The sequence below is a fragment of the Microcoleus sp. AT3-D2 genome (assembly GCF_036705715.1).
Taxonomy (GTDB): domain Bacteria; phylum Cyanobacteriota; class Cyanobacteriia; order Cyanobacteriales; family Microcoleaceae; genus Microcoleus.
Window position 1 is genome coordinate 1 of the sequence record NZ_JAUBVE010000018.1, and the last position, 19,169, is coordinate 19,169.

Annotated in this window: 12 protein-coding genes and 1 pseudogene; 6 read left to right on the forward strand and 7 right to left on the reverse strand. The window is 45.3% G+C overall.

Features of this window, described 5'->3' with window-relative positions; all coding sequences use genetic code 11:
* Positions 1–16 precede the first annotated feature (16 nt).
* Both QUB44_RS10655 and QUB44_RS10660 read left to right on the forward strand, forming a co-directional pair.
* Positions 17–961, forward strand: a complete 945-nt coding sequence (locus QUB44_RS10655; protein ID WP_333366681.1) for a hypothetical protein — start codon at positions 17–19, stop codon at positions 959–961.
* Positions 962–1,039: 78 nt separating this feature from the next.
* Entirely contained in the window at positions 1,040–1,600 is a 561-nt protein-coding gene (locus tag QUB44_RS10660) for a Uma2 family endonuclease (protein WP_333366495.1), read from the forward strand.
* Positions 1,601–1,694: 94 nt separating this feature from the next.
* Here QUB44_RS10660 and QUB44_RS10665 read toward each other — a convergent pair.
* The 4 genes and pseudogenes from QUB44_RS10665 to QUB44_RS10680 form a co-directional block, all read right to left on the reverse strand.
* A pseudogene (locus tag QUB44_RS10665) lies at positions 1,695–3,063 on the reverse strand (IS4 family transposase).
* 144 nt (positions 3,064–3,207) lie between these two features.
* Entirely contained in the window at positions 3,208–3,603 is a 396-nt protein-coding gene (locus tag QUB44_RS10670) for an SH3 domain-containing protein (protein WP_333300690.1), read from the reverse strand.
* Between the two features lie 80 nt (positions 3,604–3,683).
* A complete protein-coding gene (locus tag QUB44_RS10675) occupies positions 3,684–5,477 on the reverse strand; it encodes an N-acetylmuramoyl-L-alanine amidase (RefSeq protein ID WP_333366498.1) in 1,794 nt (597 codons plus the stop codon).
* Positions 5,478–5,666: 189 nt separating this feature from the next.
* On the reverse strand, positions 5,667–7,352 hold the full coding sequence (locus tag QUB44_RS10680) for an NAD(P)-binding protein (RefSeq protein WP_333366502.1): 1,686 nt from the start codon (positions 7,350–7,352) through the stop codon (positions 5,667–5,669).
* 326 nt (positions 7,353–7,678) lie between these two features.
* On the opposite strand from QUB44_RS10680, the gene QUB44_RS10685 reads away from it, so the two are divergent.
* Positions 7,679–8,338 (forward strand): COP23 domain-containing protein, encoded by a 660-nt coding sequence (locus QUB44_RS10685; protein WP_333366504.1) that lies wholly within the window; start codon positions 7,679–7,681, stop codon positions 8,336–8,338.
* Positions 8,339–8,436: 98 nt separating this feature from the next.
* Here the strand turns inward: QUB44_RS10685 and bchH are convergent, their stop codons facing one another.
* Positions 8,437–12,276: a magnesium chelatase subunit H gene (bchH, locus tag QUB44_RS10690; protein WP_333366508.1), complete on the reverse strand. Its 3,840-nt coding sequence runs from the start codon at positions 12,274–12,276 to the stop codon at positions 8,437–8,439.
* Positions 12,277–12,484: 208 nt separating this feature from the next.
* On the opposite strand from bchH, the gene cobJ reads away from it, so the two are divergent.
* From cobJ to QUB44_RS10705, 3 genes are all read left to right on the forward strand, one after another.
* Positions 12,485–14,260: a precorrin-3B C(17)-methyltransferase gene (gene cobJ / locus QUB44_RS10695; protein WP_333366510.1), complete on the forward strand. Its 1,776-nt coding sequence runs from the start codon at positions 12,485–12,487 to the stop codon at positions 14,258–14,260.
* A gap of 525 nt (positions 14,261–14,785) precedes the next feature.
* Positions 14,786–15,571 carry a hypothetical protein gene (locus tag QUB44_RS10700; protein ID WP_333366513.1) on the forward strand — a complete coding sequence of 262 codons (786 nt, stop codon included), beginning with the start codon at positions 14,786–14,788 and terminating at the stop codon, positions 15,569–15,571.
* Positions 15,572–16,321: 750 nt separating this feature from the next.
* Entirely contained in the window at positions 16,322–17,110 is a 789-nt protein-coding gene (locus QUB44_RS10705; protein WP_333366516.1) for a hypothetical protein, read from the forward strand.
* A 183-nt stretch (positions 17,111–17,293) separates the two neighbouring features.
* Here the strand turns inward: QUB44_RS10705 and QUB44_RS10710 are convergent, their stop codons facing one another.
* Both QUB44_RS10710 and QUB44_RS10715 read right to left on the reverse strand, forming a co-directional pair.
* On the reverse strand, positions 17,294–18,055 hold the full coding sequence (locus QUB44_RS10710; protein ID WP_333366519.1) for a nucleotidyltransferase domain-containing protein: 762 nt from the start codon (positions 18,053–18,055) through the stop codon (positions 17,294–17,296).
* Positions 18,056–18,174: 119 nt separating this feature from the next.
* Entirely contained in the window at positions 18,175–19,116 is a 942-nt protein-coding gene (locus QUB44_RS10715) for a DNA polymerase beta superfamily protein (RefSeq protein ID WP_333366522.1), read from the reverse strand.
* Positions 19,117–19,169 lie beyond the last annotated feature (53 nt).

The following is a 19,169-nucleotide window of genomic DNA, read 5'->3' on the forward strand; positions in this document are numbered from 1 at the left end:
AAATGCTAAAACTTCGTTGTGCTTACCTCAACGACCTCTTGGCTATTTGAGGCTTTTGCAAAACCGGGATGCTCCCTTTGAATTTGCCTTGATTGGCGATTTGCCCTACAGTGCAGAACAGGAAGCAAAATTTCCGAGTTTGATTGCAGATATCAATCGATCGCCCGCAGCGTTTGTCGTCCACGACGGCGACATTAAAAACGGTTCTAGTGTCTGCGATGATGCAACTTTTCTCAGCCGTAAGCAGTTATTTGACAATTTTGAGATGCCGTTTATTCTAGCTTATGGCGATAATGAATGGACGGATTGCCACCGTTCAAAAAATGGCAGTTACGATCCAGTAGAAAGACTCGCTAAACTGCGGGAAATATTTAGCAACGGTAATCAAAGTTTGGGAAAGCGCACCTTAACTCTCACCCGTCAAAGCGAAAATCCGCAGTTTGCTAAATTCCGCGAAAATGTGCGCTGGATTTATCATGGAGTTGTGTTTTTCGCGATTAATATGCCGGGAAGCAACAACAATTTTGGCCGCACTCCCGAAGGCGATGCAGAATATGCCGATCGCAATTGGGCTAACTTAGCCTGGATTAAAGAATGTTTTGCTTTAGCCAAACGCAGCAACAGCAAAGGAATTGTGTTAGTTGCACAGGCAAATCCGGGGTTTGAATTCGTCGATCCGACGGACAAAAGAAGAAGCGGCTACAACGATTTTATCGCAACTCTGGAAACAGAAACAGGCAATTTCCCAGGGCAAGTCGTATTCGTCCACGGCGATACTCACTATTTCCGCATCGATAAACCTTTACCCTATTTTACTGATGAGACTCAACTACCGAGAATGAAAAATTTTACGAGAGTTGAAACTTTTGGTTCTCCAAACGTGTATTGGTTGCGGGCTTTTTATGACCCTACAAATCCTAATTTGTTTGAATTTAAACAACAAATTGTTCCGCAAAATTAGGCTATGTAACACCATTATTATGCAAAATAAATAATTTTTGAATTACACTGAAGATAGGTAGAATTGAGGAATTTATTTATGACAGTCGCAACTAGGCGCTTCACCCTGGAAGAATTTTTGAAACTGCCAGAAACTAAACCTGCTAGCGAATACATTGAGGGGGAAATTCTCCAAAAACCTATGCCGAAAACTAAACATTCTCGTCTCCAGGGGCAATTCCTGCGTGTCATTAATGAAGTGGTAGAGGAACCCAAGATAGCTTACGCTTTTCCAGAGTTGCGGTGTACGTTTGGCGGTCGCTCGATTGTTCCAGATATTGCGGTACTATTGTGGGAACAGATTCAATTTGATGAGAGCGGCGAACCAGTGGATGATGTGCGAATTGCGCCATATTGGACGATCGAAATCCTGTCGCCACAACAAAGCTCAAATCGCGTCACTAGAAAAATTATTCACTGTCTCCAACATAATTGTCAGTTGGGGTGGCTAATCGATCCAGACGATCGATCGATCTTAGCATTTTTGCCCAACCAACAACCGCAATTCTGCGAAGGTAGCGATGTCCTTCCCGTGCCCGAAATGATTCCCCTGAATATCACCGCCGAACAGGTGTTTAGCTGGTTGAGAATGCAACAATGAATCAGGGCGATCGTCTTTTTTGTACTACTTTTAAAAATGTCCCGATTTGGTTGCTAGTGAGGACTTTAGTCCAATGGCACTGAAAAAGTCTCAATCACCTAGCCTGTTTACTTTTTAAGATAGAGCGAGGTTCCTGCATTCGAGGATACGGCTTCGGTCTGCATTTCAAAACTCTAGGTTAGGAACGATCGGGTCGCATCGTGAGTAAATTAGTTGCCACCTGTTCCAACAGCAATTGATGCCATTGTCGCTGTTGGCGTTTTCCTGTAGTTGCCAACAGCGTCAAGAACTGATTAAACTGCTGCCGAGTCGATTGGAATGAGAGTTGAAAAGCGGTATCTTCTGACGAAGATACCGCTTGCCACATTATGGTACGCAATAAAGTGTAAGCCAATAAGTGTGTCCAGATATCTTTTCTTACCATTGCCGGAGTTTTAGCTGTTAACATCTCCATTTTTAATGTTGTTTTGAGATAGCGTAAATTGACTTCAGCGGCTAACCAGCGAAGTCCATATAGCCGAGTTAATTGTTGAACATTGTATTGTTTGGCATCCATCAATGTTGTGACTACAATAATACGTTCGTCTCGAAAGCCACGGCGTTGAATACGCAAGCAGACTTCCCGAACGATGAAATGAGAGGGCAATGCCTCAAATTCCTCATTAGTCATGTGTTTCGGACACTGTTGAGGCTTATCCCAGACAACTTGATGGTCGCCAATTCCCAACTTCTTTCCCCGTCGAAAGTCCGTCTTACGGAGATGATTTTTCCGAAAAACAGCGTTCGCTCCCTGCTGTTTTACCAAAACTAAATCGACATAATTACCATAAGCTCGATCCGCCTAAGATTACATCGTTGGGGAGTAAATTTGCATAAAGCAAACGGCTCATCACAATCTCACTCGTCGCCAACGAAGCAATACCAGCCGATACCACTGCTCCTGTCAGCAGTGAAAACAGCACTACCATTTTCGCGATCGGAAATCCACACCCAGTTTTTTGATTGCTGTGTTGCGGATACTCGGCTTGATTGGCGGCAGTATCACTCATTAACACCGTTGTCCCATCTAGTACCCGCACCCGCAATCCACACCATTGTTTTTCTGTTGGAACTTGCTTTTCTAGAGCTTCTGCGACTATAGGTACTAACTGTTGGACGAGTCTTTCGGGTAGTCGTTGACGAGCTTTACTGTAAGCCCCTGTGTCTGAGGAAGGAGGCTTGACTCCGGCTACACTCAGCCAGGTACTCATCCGCTTCACTGCTTGACTGAGACTTTTGTCTGGATCTAGTACCTGCGATACCATCGCCCATAAGGTCACTATCGGTGTGTAGACACTGCTGTAATACCTCACGTTCTCGTTGGCCAACAGCTCAAGGACTTGAGAGTCTGGTAGCAGTTCTCTCCAGGGTAAGGCGACACTCTGTAAAAATTGTTGCTTGAGAATGGACGCACGATTTGGCATACTAGAGGGAGATATTTTGGTTTGTAAGGCAATTATCTATGTAGATATTGCCTTACAGATTTTTTTTGCTCACTTTTTCAGTGCCATTGGACTTTAGTCTTCATCTAAACTCAGGAATGAAGTCCTCACTACAAACCCAATCCCCTATTGCCGCCACCTGTCAAATTGGTCTTCGGAACAGCCATTAATAAATTGATTGCTCACCCAACCGTCAAGGATTGTAAAAGTTTCATTAGGAGGATTTCCCGAAAATCTGGCCGCAATTTTCACCCAATTACCTTGTCTGCTGACAGCCCTAACTCCGTCTCCTCTTTTGAGTTTAGCTACAACCGGGTACTTATTGCCTGGGCCTTTGCGAATGTTAACAGCGCCACCTTCACCTGTAATAAACGAGCAATGAGTTTGCTTTTTTAAAGCTTCTGCTTTTGCGGGAGCAAGACTTTGCTGCTTGCCGAAAACAGGAAAGCTGTAAAGTGAGAAGCTAAAACTTGCAACGACGGCTGCAATAAAAAAGGCTTTTGATTGAGTAAAAATTAGCATTATTTCATTTCCTGGTATGGGCTAAACTGAAGTCCCGATTATAATTTTTTGAGAATGACTTCAGTTCTTACTACTAACTATTATTTGACCGAGGCAAACCATTCGGTAACACCTTGGGCGATCGCCTCAGCTAATTTCTTTTGTTCTGTCGGATTCACAATCCATTCAAACTCTTCGGGATTAATCAGAAATCCCAATTCCATTAAAACAGATGGAGCAACGGCAGGACGAGTCATGGCTAAGTTGTTCCAGAATACACCATAGCTCGGACGGTTCAACTTGGCAACTAAATAATTGTGCAAAAACATTGCCAAACTGTGCGATTGCGGGTGAAACCAGAAAGCGCCGACGCCTTTAGTCTTAATGGCATCCCCGTTATCCGGCAAAGCATTGTAGTGAATTGAAATTGCGATCGCAGGTTCTTCTTTTTGAATCATTTCCACCCTTGGCGGCAAATCCAAATCGACATCTTCTACCCGCGTCATTAGCACATTCGCGCCCCGATTTACCAATTCCTGTTGCACCAATTTCGACACCGTTAAAGCTACTGTTTTTTCCCTAATTCCCACTGGACTCACAGCACCTCCATCCTCCGGCCCGCCGTGTCCCGCATCGATGAGAATCTTAATTCCTGACAGCGGTTTTGCTTGCGACACAGGCGTCATGCTTGTATTCGCAGGCGGGTTTTTTAAAGACAGCACTAAAGTGGTGCCCTCGTATCTCAATTTATAGCCCCACTGCTGGGCAGATTTGAGATTAAAAGTATATTGTACTTGCAGTGGCGCGATTTGTTGCCATTCCAAACGCAAAATTACTGGGTCATCAGAGAGGCGAATAATGTCAGTTTGAGCGGTAGTATTGTACAGGGTTAAAGTGAAAGTGCGTTCTCCTTCCTGCACCGTGACTGGGACGGGTGTTTCTAAGGGAAATAACACCTCTGTCCAGCCGGAAACTTGACGCGAGCTGGCGCTGCGAATAATCGATCGCGGAGGCACTGTATCCTTGACAATTCGCACTTCCGCTGCTTTAATCCAAGCACCGTAATCGAGTCGAATCCATTCTCCCTCGCGCCCGATAATTGTTGCTCGCGTTCCCTTCGGCAGCGGTGTCATCCGAGAAAAATCTGTACTCGCTCCGGTTCTGGCAACGCCCGGTTCTGCTGTTACTTCTGCTACTTCTAAATCCGCCGGAGAGAGAATAGAAATTTTGCCAGTACCTTGTTGGCTGATAGTTTGATCGTTCATTGTTAGTTCAAACGATGGCACGCCTAAATCAACTGTTTCTCCCTTAGATGAGAGGGCGTTCTCAGGGGTTTTACCGCAGCCTTGATACTGTTGGCTGCCACCTTTTTTGATGGGGGAATTTGCGTCTAAAAGTACAGATGCGTTGTCGGGTAGTTCGACTTGCGATCGCGCTTTTAAAGGAATAGTAACGCCCGCCAATTTTACCGAAACTTGAGCATTCGCAGGTGCGATCGCCCCAAAGCAAATATATTCCCCCGGCAAACTCGCCACATCGACTTTCGGAGTCAGAGAATCTTTAGCAAAAGCCAATCCTACAGCGGCTACCGGCTGATTCGACTCGCGCGTCACCTTAATTTTGACTTCCTGATTTTCGTAACGCAAGGTAAAGACATTTTCGCCGAGTTGCAGCGGAAAAGTCGGGGCGAAATGCCCGGATGCGGTGCGCGCAATTTGGTTGCCATTTACTAATACTTGTCCCGGTGCGGGCGCTGTACCGATTAAAAAGATGCGATCGGCTATAGTTTTGTGGTTAGCGGGAGGATAAGAGACGAACAAAGGTTGAGCGGCGACAGCTACAGAGGCGATCGCCATTATCAGACCAAACACACATAATGCTAAAAATTTTCTCATTCTATATCGCAACTAATTGAGACTCTGTTGGTTATTTATACTAGGACTTGCGCTAAACCCGGGAGAAATCTGGGAAGAAACAAGGTTTCTGAGGATTAGCCGTAAGTCCAATTTACTCTACTGGCCCAATTTTATCAGGTTTGTAGTTGCAATTGAGCGATCGGCAATATAAATTCTCGCGTAAAACCATTAAGTTTTAATTAATTCCGAGGTGGTTCTCCACAGTTGCTCCAGCCGATTCGCCGGCATCGTCAAATACAAAACATCCCCCGTACTCAGACAACAATTTAGTAAATCCCAGCCGTGGAGAGTTTGACTATTAGTTTCCACATACAAAGGCACAAAATCAGCATACTTAGCAGCATCTTGAATGCGCTGACCGCAGAAAGGATGGTTTGGCGTAATCAATGTGGCCAAGCAAACCCAGAGACTGTCAGCAGTCATTCCGTTACCCAAAATTCGGCCTCCAATTGCCGCCGCCGCGAAAGCAGGAGCCGCCAATTCCGTCGGGTTCAAAACTCCTTCAAACTCAAAAACTTGCTGCACCATCAAAGCAAAATGTGGGTCTTGATTGCGAACAATAACCGATAGTTTGGGCGCCAATCCTTTAGCGCTTAAGGCAATTTCGACATTAGACATATCGCTGCTAGTTACCGCCAAAAGTGCTGCCGCTTGCTTAACATTAGCAGCTTCCAGAGTTGCGGGCAAACTGGCACTTCCCTGAATGAGCGGAATTTTCATTGAGCGGGCCGTGTTCAGAAATCGGCTGTTCGGATCTTGCTCGATCGCCACAATATCGTAACCGTTAGTGTGCAGTTCTTTAGCAATTTGGATACCCATTCCTCCGAGCCCGCAAATAATGTAATGATTGCGCTGCGGAACTCGCGCCACATCCCAATATTCGGTAAAGCGAGTTCCCAATACATAATCGTTGAGCAGTGCGTAGCAGATGCCGATGATGCCGGCTCCAACTAACATCATGATAACTGTAAATAGTTTAATGCTTTCAGGAGCTTGTTCGGCCACTTTTTCATAGCCTCCGGCTCCGGTAATCATCCCTACTGAAAAATAAAGAGAATCGACAATTGAGATATGCTTGTCAACACAAATATAGGTAGCAGTAGCAACGGCAATCATTGACAGCAGCGTCAGTACAACAATTACTGCTGCTTGGCTGTGCTGCTGAAATCTGTGCAGCCTAGTTAATGTTTTGAGCAGTTTTGGGATTAAAGTTGTTTGGGGACTGTGGATAGTCGGTTGAGTGGCAACAATTAGCCGATCGCCCTGCTGACACTGCCGATCGGCAAGCACCGCCGATACTAAATCAGTTTTGTTAGCAGCCGGCAGATAATAAATCAACATTCGCGATCGATCGTCCCACAAATCGCTGAGTTTTCGATTTTTCCAAGGATGTGTTTCATCGATATATTCTTCGTGAATCGGCCAAGTGCGATCGAACAAACGCAACTGTCCGATCGCCTGACTTCCGAGAGCCGCAAAAGCAAAAACCGGAGCCGCCAATGATGAAACGCTCATGGAAGCGTGATCGGGCAAAGTGTGGTCAATTCTGTCGCCCAAGCTAGTATTGAACAATCTGTTGATAATGCGAATCTGAGGATTGAGAATCCGCGCCTGCATCAAAATTGCCAAATTCACAGCATCATCGTCTGCTGCAATTACTAAAGTGTGAGCATTTTGAATGCCTGCTGCCAACAAGGTAGAAGCTGCTTGCAAATTACCGACAACCACATCAGAAGTTTCGCCGCGAATTGGGCGATCGCTAATACCAACCACAATCGCTCCTTGCTGTCTCAACAAACAAAAAATCTTGTGTCCCGTGTGACCCAACCCGCAAACAATGATTCGAGGTTTCATAAAAAGTTATTTGCCAGCCTATTTCGGAGCTGTCCTTGTAGTTTTACTTACCATTGTTGACTCTCCTGGCTTTGCAGAATGTAGCTAAAAAGACTATCTAGGAAACTTGTGCCGCAGTGGCCTGGAAGTTTTGAAACAAGGACACGGGACTGCCGTCTCCCTAAAGCCGCGTTCCCAAGTTTGGAAAGAAGGACACGGCAGTGCCATGTACCTACAGATATGAGGTGCAACTAACCTAATTTAATATTTGAAAAATATCCGGGTGCGACAGTCAACCAGCAGAATCTGAATAGGTAGGGACACGACACTGCCCTGTCCCTACAACTATGACATCCTACATAAATTTGACTGCCTTAGCGGCAGGAGGTATTATGAAATTGGCTGCACCCTTATTAGCATCTGCTTTAGTTTTCGCCGGTACTGTCGCCTTTGCCAGCCAAGTGCAAGCAGCTCCCAGCAACCCTTGGAATAGCACTAGAACAACATTTCAGTGCGTTACTTCCGGTCGGGATTTTGTCACAATTGCGCGGCGGGGAAATGTCACGACAGATCCAATGATTGTTTGGAAATCTACCGAGTTCGGCCGCGAATATACACCTTGGCAGCGCTGTCAAATTGTTTCCAATAGATTGACCAAAGCTGTTGCCCAGAATGGCGGAAGATTGAGCAATTTGCAGTTAACAACAGGAACTCTTAATAACTTGCCAGTAGTTTGTTACGTGAACGGACGGGGGCGCTGCAACTCTCAAAATCTGCTGTTCACCCTAGACAAGCGCAATGCTAAAAATCCCGGTGAAGCTTTAACGAGATTGATTAATTTTGCCCAAGACGGCAGCGGGCCAGTTACAACGTTGAGAACCAGCAGAGGTCCATCGTCTGCACCGCAGTTTGTTCCCTTTGGAGATATGGTCGATCGGGCTCTTAATTCTCCAAACAATAAACCGTCCGTTCCTGTAACAAAACCGCAGCGCGATCGAGGTATTTAATAGTCGCGCCTCTAACTTGCACCTGAAAAATTTTGAAACTATTGTGGGGAGTAGGGGTTGGGCTTCTAGCCCGCCCCTAAATATTTATATTAAAAAAACTACACTGTTACCCCTTCAATTTTCTCATCAGTCAACTCGTACAACTCGCGCAACTGCTGCAACTTATCCGCATCCGGCAGCCAAAAACCCCGCCCGTTAGCCTCCAACATTCTGCCGACAATATTGCGAAAAGCTTCAGGATTGGCCTGCCGCAACTTCTGCGCCATCTCTTCATCTAAAGCATAAGTATCAGCCGCCTGATCGTAAACCCAACCATCAGTAAAATCAGCCGTTCCGCCCCAACCAATTAACGCCGTCATCCGCTGCGAAATTTCATAAGCGCCGCCCGAACCTTGATTGACCATCGCGTTAGCCCACTTAGGATTTAGCAACTTAGTTCGATATTCCAAGCGCAGCAAATCTTCTAAATTGCGCGGAGTGGTATCCTGAGAAAAACTTTCTACAAAACTCGTGTTAACCTTTTTGCCACGCTGCTTTTCTGCGGCTTTCTTCAAACCGCCAGTATTCGCATAATACTCTTGAATATCAGTCAAACCGTATTCAACAGAATCAATTTCTTGAATTATGCGATCGCACCCTTGCAACAACTGAGTCAAAACCTCCGGCCTCGCTTCCCCCTTATCCTTCCTCCCGTAACTAAAAACATTGCGACTTTCCCAAGTTTTCCCCAACTCATCCCCCGATTCCCAACTACCATCAACAACCCTATCGTTAACCAAAGAACCAAAATCCCCAGCCGGATTAGAAAACAACCTTGCCGAATAATTTTGCACACCTTTTGCCTGCAAAATTAAAGCGTGTTTGCGAATAAAATTCTCCGATTCCGGTTCATCAGCATCCGCCGCCCGCACGAACAAATCATCCAATAATTCAATAATATTCACAAAGCTATCACGGAAAATACCCGAAAGATTTCCCAACACATCAATCCGGGGATGACCGACATCAGCTAACGGTTTTAATTCATAGCGAACAATGCGGCCAGTACCTTCTTTTAGAGGTTCAGCCCCCACCAATTCTAGCAGAATTCCAATAGATTCGCCCCGCGTTTTAATCGCATCCAAACCCCACAACATCACCGCCACAGTCTCAGGATAATTCCCATGTTCCTCAAGGTGCTTATCAATAATTTTTCGAGCAATTTCGCGTCCTCTTTCATAAGCAGCAGGAGAAGGCATCCGATAAGGGTCTAAAGCGTGAATATTCCTGCCAGTTGGCAACACCCCAGCGCCATCCCGCAACAAATCCCCACCCGGTGCAGGGAGAATATATTCCCCATTCAAACCTCGCAAAAGATTAGTCAACTCATCCGTCGTTTGCAACAACAAATCCCGCACCAACAAACCCTCCTCAAAAACCCCATCCAACCCCTCTTGTGGCACAGGCATCTTGCCTGTGCTTGTTTGTAGCACAGGCATCTTGCCTGTGCTTGCTTGCGAAACAATTGCTTTTACCTGTTCCTGTGACAACCTATCCCCAAAATAAGCCTCAAGATAAGAGGTCATTTCCTCAGAATTAGGCGGTTCCCCGAGAACGTGCAAACCAGAAGAAAACAAGCGACATTCCACCACCTGCAAATACTCGTAAAGCTTCACCAAATAGCGATTAAAAGCATCAGCACTGAACATTCCCACATTCTCAAAACAAAAAGCAATCCCCAATTTTTGAGCATCCTCAAACGGACAATCAGTCTCCAAACCGCTATCTAAAACTTTCTTGCAAATAGCCTCTTTCAGCAAATAATTTTTGGCCGTATCTTCCCGATATTCCGCAATCAGATCCCGCAAAGCCATCAATTCCTTGTACAAGCCAGCGCGACCGTATGGCGGCACGTTGTGAGAAATCAAAACACCGTAACCGCGCCGTTTTGCCAACATCGATTCGGAGGGATTGTTGGCAGCATAGATATAAAGATTCGGTAAACTTCCTAACAAAATATCCGACCAAGAATAGCCAGTATTTCCCAGAGGAGATCCCGGCAACCATTCAACAGTGCCGTGCATTCCGAAGTGAACCACAGCATCAGCCTGCAAATCATTTTGCAGCCACTTGTAAAAAGCAGCGTATTGAGGGTGAGGCGTCAAATCGCGATCGAACATTAAGCGCATCGGATCGCCGGAAATTCCCAGCGGCGGCTGCAAACCTATCCAAACATTCCCCAGTTGAATGCCGCCGATTTGGAACTCGTCGCCGTCTGTCTTAATGCCCGTACCAGTTAAAGATTTCCACTGTTTTTCGATACGACTTGTTGACAAGTAGCCAAGCCATTTCTCCAGAGTTTTAACATTAACAGTATTGCCGTAAACTCCCTCCGTATCTGCGTTCATCTGCGTTAATCCGCCTGCATCTGCGGTTGCATTATCCGCCTCTTTCACCCTGCGAATTAACTCCTCCCCGTCAGCCGGAATTTCTCCAACCGTATAACCTGCTGCTTGAAGTTTGTGCAGGAAATTTAGCAGCGATTTCGGTACATTTAATAAAGCAGCCGTACCCGCCGCACCATAACCCGGAGGAAACCCGTAGAGAATAATCGCAATTTTCCGTTCAGATGGCGGAGTTTGGCGCAATTTTACCAAATTGTTAATTCTACTTGTCAGGCGTTTCGCGCGATCGGGCACCAGATAAATATCCTCACCCACCAAACCGCCCAGGGGAACAGGATCGATCGCGCCATCCAACTCAGGCAAAGCATACAATACCACACTTTGCAAACCCCCAATCCCCTGACGAGTCCAAGAATGGATATCCTGAATCAGCAGAGGTGCGGACACAAAATAAGGTACATTTTTAGCAGTTAAAATGCGCTTAGCAACTTCCACCTGACGCCCACCTTCCATCGAACCAGCAGGCCCGCCCACCAAAGGAAAGCCAATAGTAGAAACAATCGCATCTACTTCCACAGCATCTTTAGAAAGCGAAAGAGTTTCAATATTTCCTTGTTTTCGCCGCGCAGTTTCATCAGCAGTCGTCATCCAATCCCGCACCGCCACATGGCCTTCAACGCCATTGATAAAAATCGGCAAAGGCACAATTCCCGCATCTTCAAAATAGCGAATCAATTGAGGAATATAAGGTTGTTTGGTGATAACGTGCTTCCGGTAAAGCAAGATGCCTACAACAGGGGATTTTACTTGATATGAATTTTGGAACCAATTGGTGTCAAATTTTGTGGAAGGGGCATCTTGTCCGCCCCTAGCACTTTGATTACCGAGATACCAATCCAAATATTGCCGAGGCGATTCAAAATAACCATTATAATCAGGATGCAATAAACCCATATTGGGAGTTTCCACGGGCGGCGGAATTTCTGCAACCTTCAGCCCCAAATACTTTTCTGCAATAATCCAAAACATCGAGACAACATTATCCGCACCGCCCGCATTCCAGTAACCATAAATAATCAGCCAGTTACGCAAATCTTGCACTTTTTGCACCGGCACATATTTTAATAACTTCGGCCCAACCTTCAAAAAGCTGATATAACCAGCCAGCTTATCTTCTTCTCGCCCATTGCTGAACTTATCCAGAATAAACTTAACAGGTTTCGGCATTCCCTTCGGCTTGTCGCCAATTTTAAAAGCACCGATTTGAGTAAGACTCATCAATTCCAAAGCCGACTCAAAAACCAGGCGAATCGCGATATGTTGCACCCTTTCCCGCAGCCACATTACCGCATCGTAATCAAACAGCAAACTCCCGAAAAACACATCAGCATTCGAGAGGGCGGCTGCTACAGTATCGGGTTCATCTGCGAGGGCGCGATCGCTAAAAACCCGTACTTCCAATCCCTGACACCCAGAAACAGCCAACTCGGCAGCTTTCCGGTACAACTCAGCATTAAAAGATTCAAACCCTGCAATTAAGACAATGCGTTTCACAGCCAAACCTCGGAATATTTGCTTATTTTAATGATAAACTAATCGCAGAGATTCACAGACAAGATGCCTGTCCCCGTGACCGAGAATAAAAAAGATAAACTTCTCCTTTCTCTTCCTTCGCGCCTGCGCGGTTCATCAACTATCTCTTATTGAAGTAAGAACCGATTAAAATAATCAAACCAATCCAAACACAGCCATAGTTACAAACGTGAATCGAATTCCTCCCGCAATAGTTATATTAGGTCAAAACAGCCTGCCGATCGCCAAAAAAATCTCCGCACATTTCCCCGGTTCCCAGATTTACGGTTTAATCGATCGCACTTCCAACACAGACATCAACTTTAGCAACTTCGGCGAAACATTGCGGGAATTATTTGCAACAGAAACCCCAATCATCGCCATCTGCGCCGCCGGAATTATCATCCGCACCCTCGCCCCGCTGCTGTCAGACAAACGCGCCGAACCGCCAGTTTTAGCCGTCGCAGAAGACGGAAGCGCCGTCGTACCGCTGCTGGGCGGTTTGCACGGCGTTAATGATTTGGCCAGAGAGATTGCAGCAGCCCTGGGCGTACAACCTGCAATTACCACCACCGGAGATATCCGCTTTCGCACCGCGCTGCTGAATCCTCCCCAAGGCTATTATTTGGCGAATCCAGAGGACGCGAAGACTTTTATTTCAAATTTGCTCGCCGGGGCAAAAGTACGCCTAGAAGGGGCTGCAAGCTGGCTTTCCGAGAGCAATTTGCCGTTAGCGAAGCCCTCGAAGAGGATCGCCCCCGACGCAAAATTGACGATCCGCGTCACCGAAAAAGCAATTGTGCCAACGCCCGATTGTTTAGTTTACCATCCGCAAATTGTGGCAGTTGCACTCACAAAGCTATCGAATATTGAGCCGGAAATAGCGGTTTCATGTGTCCAGCAAGTGTTGGAAAATGTAGGTTTAGCGCCAGCTTCCGTTGCGGGATTTTTTGCATTAAAAGATGAGATGGGAAATCCGGCACTTGAAGCAGTTTCACAATATTTTAAAGTCCCAGTCCGTTTTTTCAATCTCTCCGAACTTGTCGAATTAGACTCAATTGAATTCATCGAAAATAAGGTCGCACAAATTGCCCTGACAGCAGCCGGTGCAAACAGTCACTTAATCGAGTCCGATCGCCCAAACGCATTGAATTGCGCGATCGCCCTGGCCACCCAACCCTTTGATGCTAGGGCGATCGGAATTAGCCGCGGCAAACTGGCGATCGTCGGTACCGGCCCCGGAGGCGCGCCCTGGATGTCCCCGGAGGTTAAGGAAATTCTGCGCGAAGCCACGGATTGGGTGGGTTACAAATTTTATCTCGACTTAGCTGGAACCCTGCGGGAAGGGCAAAAGCGGCACGATTCCGACAACCGCGAAGAGATCGATCGCGCGCGTTTTGCCCTAGATTTAGCAGCATCCGGCAAATCTGTAGCCGTCGTTTCGTCGGGAGATCCGGGTATTTTTGCGATGGCGGCGGCGGTGTTTGAGGCGATCGACCTTGATGCCAAACCCGAATGGCAAGGCATCGATATTCGGGTAGCACCGGGCATTTCAGCCATGCAGGCAGCCGCTGCTGCGATCGGAGCACCCCTCGGACACGATTTTTGCGTGATTTCGCTTTCGGATATTCTCAAGCCTTGGGAGGTCATAGAACAGCGGATTGCGGCTGCTGCTGCTGCCGATTTAGTTATGGCATTTTACAATCCCATCTCGAAACAGCGGATTTGGCAACTCTCCAGGGCGATCGAGATTTTGTTGCAAAGTCGCGATGCTAAAACCCCCGTCATACTAGGGCGAAACCTCGGCCGGCCCGGTCAATCTGTGCGCGTTTGCACCCTCGGCGAATTCCAGCCGCAAGACGCAGACATGAGAACTTTAGTGATTGTCGGTTCGAGTCAGACTCGGATTATTCCCCGCAAATATGGAGATGTTTGGGTTTACACGCCACGCAGGTACGATAAATAAGTAAAGCCGCAAAAACTTTGGAAATAAGCAAATGATTGAAAGCTAAATGACTTTGACAAAGAGATATCTTGATATAGCTGGAGGGAGTCTAGGTTAACAAATGGTGTCGAATCACTTGATCGCGATCGGCCTGTTATTTCATCTCATAGTTGTCACTCTCGATTGAGATGCGATCGTCTTTGATTACAGACATCCTCGGTACTGAGGAATCTCGGCTTCCTGAAGCCGAGTTTTTCTGGCATAAATGGAGTCCATTTAGAACTCGACTCAACCATAGCAAGGGTTTCAGCTTCATTTTGGGAGAGATATAATTTACTTCTCAGTAAATATTTTTATTATTATATAGCAAGAATAAAATTAAGGGCGATCGATGTCTGCTAAATTCCTTAATCCTACAATCATCCTACGGTTACAAAAAGAGGGCTTTCAGCCGGAAGAGTCTTCTCTGTCTTGGGGTAGACCGAATTAGTTTTTTCTTTTGATAAAATTCCCTTAAACACAGCTTAAGAAAACTGTTAAAAAAACATGAAATTCCAAATTCCTTTAGCTCCTGGGGCTGTAACGAAATTTTTGCTTCGATTAGTGACCTGTCTAGCTTTACTCTCTTTTTTAAGTCAGATAAGTCTGTACTTCGGGCCGGAATACCCATTGAGAGAGTATTTGGCAAAGGTATTTAACGTTGATGCCGAGCGGAACCTTCCAACCTTCTACTCATTTTTGGCATTGGTGTTTAGTTCTCTCTTGCTGGGTGTAATCGCCTATGCGAAAAATTTGGATAGCGATCGCTACAAGAATCACTGGAAAATTTTATCATTTATATTTCTATATTTATCGTTAGACGAAGCTGGTCAATTGCACGAAAAGTTTATAAATCCGATGCGAAGCCTGCTAAATGCCACAGGATTTCTTTACTTTACTTGGATTGTGCCGTTTGGTTGTCTGGTAGCGATATTTCTCTCCTCCTACAATAAGTTTGTGTTCCACCTTCCTGTTGCCACAAGAAAATTATTTGTTGCAGCCTGCGCTCTTTACATTGGAGGAGCAATCGGAATAGAAATGATCGGGGGATACCTATTTTCTACCACGGGAATGGAGAGTCTACCCTACCTGATAGTAGCAACCCTTGAAGAGTCATTAGAAATGGTGGGCATCGTTGTATTTATCCACGGATTGATTTCATATATCAAGACATATTTAGGCGGTGTAAGTTGGAATATTTACATCCCAGGCAAAAATACACAAGTTACAGATCATCAAAATATCGGCTTACCTGCCCTTCGCGAAGCAGCCAACACAAATCTATTAAGGTGAATCACTTAAAACTGGGTTTAATGGACGAGGAAAATACTGCATTATGGCATTTAACCAGGAGAAAAAACCTGGTTTTTTCCTACTGATGCGTCCTGGACTGGAGGTTCTGTGATCTGCGGCGCACAAAACGACTAATATAGCAATCCTCGCATCATTTGTGAATTTTTTACTCCTTCCTCTTGATAAGGAGAGGATTGGGGTGGGGTAAAAAGTTTACGACTCATGCAAGGATTGCTATATACGGCGTATTCCAGGTTTATGAAGTACACCGCGCTCTCACGTGGTTTCTTTACATTTCTCGCATGATTACTGATTTTGTTGCTCGAAACCCGGTTGCTCGCGATCTACATCTACATGGAATATGCTTTATACATGGAGTCTGCTGTCTGCTGTAATTTACTTCTCAGTAAATATTTTATTATATATTCAAAAAAAATTAAGGGCGATCGAGGTCTGCTAAATTCCTTAATCCTACGATAATCTTACGGTTATAAAAAATAACTTCCACCCGGAGGAGTATTCGGGAGCATCTCATATTTGTAAAAACACTTCTTCTGCCTCCTTCCTCCTTCCTCCTTCCTTCTTCCTCTTTCCTTCTGGCTCCTGGCTCCTGGCTCCCGCGTCCAATTTCTAGCTTGGCTGCAAAAGTGAAATGCTCCCGGAGTCTTCTCTATCTTTAGGTAGACCTAATTGTTTTTGTCTTTTGATAGGCTTTCCTTAAACAAAGCTTAATATGATGGTTAAAAGAACATGAAATTTCAAATTCCTTTAGCTCCTGGAGCTGTAACCCAATTTTTGCTTCGAGTGGTGACCTGTCTAGCTTTACTCTCTGTCTTAACTCAGATGAGTCTGTACTTCTTACCAGATGCCAAGTTGGCAGGCTTCTTTACAAAAGCCTTCAACCTTGATGCCGAGAAGAACATTCCAACCTTATACTCATGTTTGGCACTACTGTTTAGTTCTCTCTTGCTGGGTGTGATCGCCTATGCGAAAAATTTGGATAGCGATCACTACAAGAATCACTGGAAAATTTTATCATTCATATTTTTATTTCTATCTTTAGATGAAGCTGGGAGTTTACACGAAAAGTTGATTGACCCGATGCGAGGTCTGCTAAATGCCACAGGAGTTTTTTACTTTACTTGGATTGTGCCAATCGGTTTTCTGGTAGCGATATTTCTCTTCTCCTACAGTAAGTTTGTGTTGCACCTCCCTGTTTCTACAAAAAAATTGTTTGTTGCAGCCTGCGCTATTTATATTGGAGGAGCAATCGGGATGGAAATGATCGGGGGATACATAGCTTCTACACTGGGAGAGTGGGGGCTATCCTACATCATAGTAGTGAACATTGAAGAGTCATTAGAAATGCTGGGCATAGTTGTATTTATCCACGCCTTGGTTTCATATATCAAGACATATTTAGGTGGCGTAAGTTGGAATATTTACATACCAGGAAAAAACTCACCAGCTACCGATCATCATCAAAATATTGGTCTACCTGCCCTTAGCGAACCAGCCAACACAAATCTATTAAGGTGAATCACTTAAAACCGGGTTTAATGCACACGAAAATAGTGCATTCTGGCCTTTGATCAGGATCAAAAACCCGGTTTCTTTGATACTGATGCGTCCTGGACAAGAGGTTCTGTGATCCTCGGCGCACAAAACGACTAATATATAGGCTGCTTGCTGCACCAAATGACTAATTAAAGGTGAAACAGCTTATTTCACAGATGACATCCTCACCTTTACCAGAAAATCGTTGAGAGCAACCTTTGCATTAGGACTTGATGGCAAATGACTTGTAAAACTTGCCTCTTCTAATATATTAATTAGCCGATCGCGCTCTTGCTGATAAAATTCAATATCTGTATCTTCCAGCACAGATTTTTCCTTGCCAGCCAGCTTGCGATCGATCAAATCAGGAATATACGACAACTGGAATTTCTCGTTAAGTTTCACCAAATTCGCCTCCACTTCTCCCGTTTGCATCAAGTGAATCCCAGCTAGCAACACCCGGTAAACATACAGCAGCGGCTTAACCCGACGCGGGCGTTCTTTCTCAAACAATTTCCATTGAGTTTTAGCAAAACCGAGATAGTGGTGGCTGTGGTGCTTGGTAATGCAGTGAGAGGCAATAGTCTTTAATTCCTCGTGTTCCTTTGTAGTGTAAACTATCAGTGGCGAATACAGTTGTTCTAGTACGTAGCCGTTGCGCTTCAACAGCAACTCAAAAAATTTCTTGATGTCGTGAGTTACTAAATCGAGTTGCATTCTCTCCCGAATCTCAGAAACTTCTATTGTTTCTTGTCCCGAAATCAGTCCAATTACTTCTGGTAACGGCAAAATATGGACTCCCCGCAAATCAAAGTCAGAATCTGCAGAAGGAAAGCCGTATAAGTGCGAACCGCTGACAGTCGCAAACAGCAGCGGGTAAGGTTGAACGGAGATAATTTGGGCGAGATTCGAGATGTATTCTGTCATTTTTTCAACATTTTATCAATGCTAATTTCAATTCCGGTTAAACAATCGCAAATACCTGTAGGGGCGAGTTTTACCAACCATATATGTCTCAAATTAATGATCTCGTAAACGCGCCCCTTTTAGCAGATCGCACCTCTACGCGCTTCAATCAAAAACAGATTCGCTTTCTCGTAATTAGGACGTTCCGGTAAGGAAGTTGCAGCAAAAGCGCGATCGAACTCACCGTGCAAGCTCAACCGCCAGCGATTCACCTCATCCCAGGATATTTCTTGGTTGCGGATAGATAAAAGTTGCGATCGATAATCCTGCACCCGAACGGGTACAAACCCCTCCTTGAGGACAGTAATTCCTGACAGCAGCAAGCGAATTAAGTGCATCGCGTGCTTCCAACGAATTTCCCCGGTATTGCGGAGGTCTTGCTCCATTTTTTTAAATTGAGACAAAACGTAGCTATTGTAAGTTTGATAAACCAATTGAGAAAGAAAGATTTCCCGAATTTCCAGCAATTCTTGTGCTACAGGAGAAACAGTTTCTACTAATGGGGTGTACAAACATTCTAGCACATTTGGATTAGCTTTTAGTGCCAAAACTAGAAACTTTTGCAGTTCCCAATAGCATTCCTGATTTTCCTTGTTTTCCAATTGTTCTGGAATGCCGTAAAGCGACCAATGAAGGATTGCGGGCGGCAGGTAAATCCCGCGTCTGTCTGTATCGGATTGCTCGTTATCAAGACCGTAGGCTCTGGAACCAACTATGCAGCGGTAAATTACAGAATCATAGAGGTTGTATTCTGCAAGAAAATCTCCTCCTGACTGCAATCCTTCGCTCTGAAACTGCTTGCGGATACTGAGTTCGTGCCGCCGCAGACTAACTTGTGTTCCGTCTGGGAGTTTGACTAAATATGCGTGGGAATTGTCCGTAGGCGATTGAACGATGACGCCTACTAATCCGGGTTTCCAAGATTGGTCGCTGGGGGGGTTGTTGACTTCGATTTTGGTGACAATTTGGGTTCCTGCGGGTAGGATTAAGTTGAAATTTTGGGAAATATTGGCATTTGCCATGAGCGAACCTCCTGCGGGGCACGAGCTACAATGTTAGTGTAGTGTATTTGTAA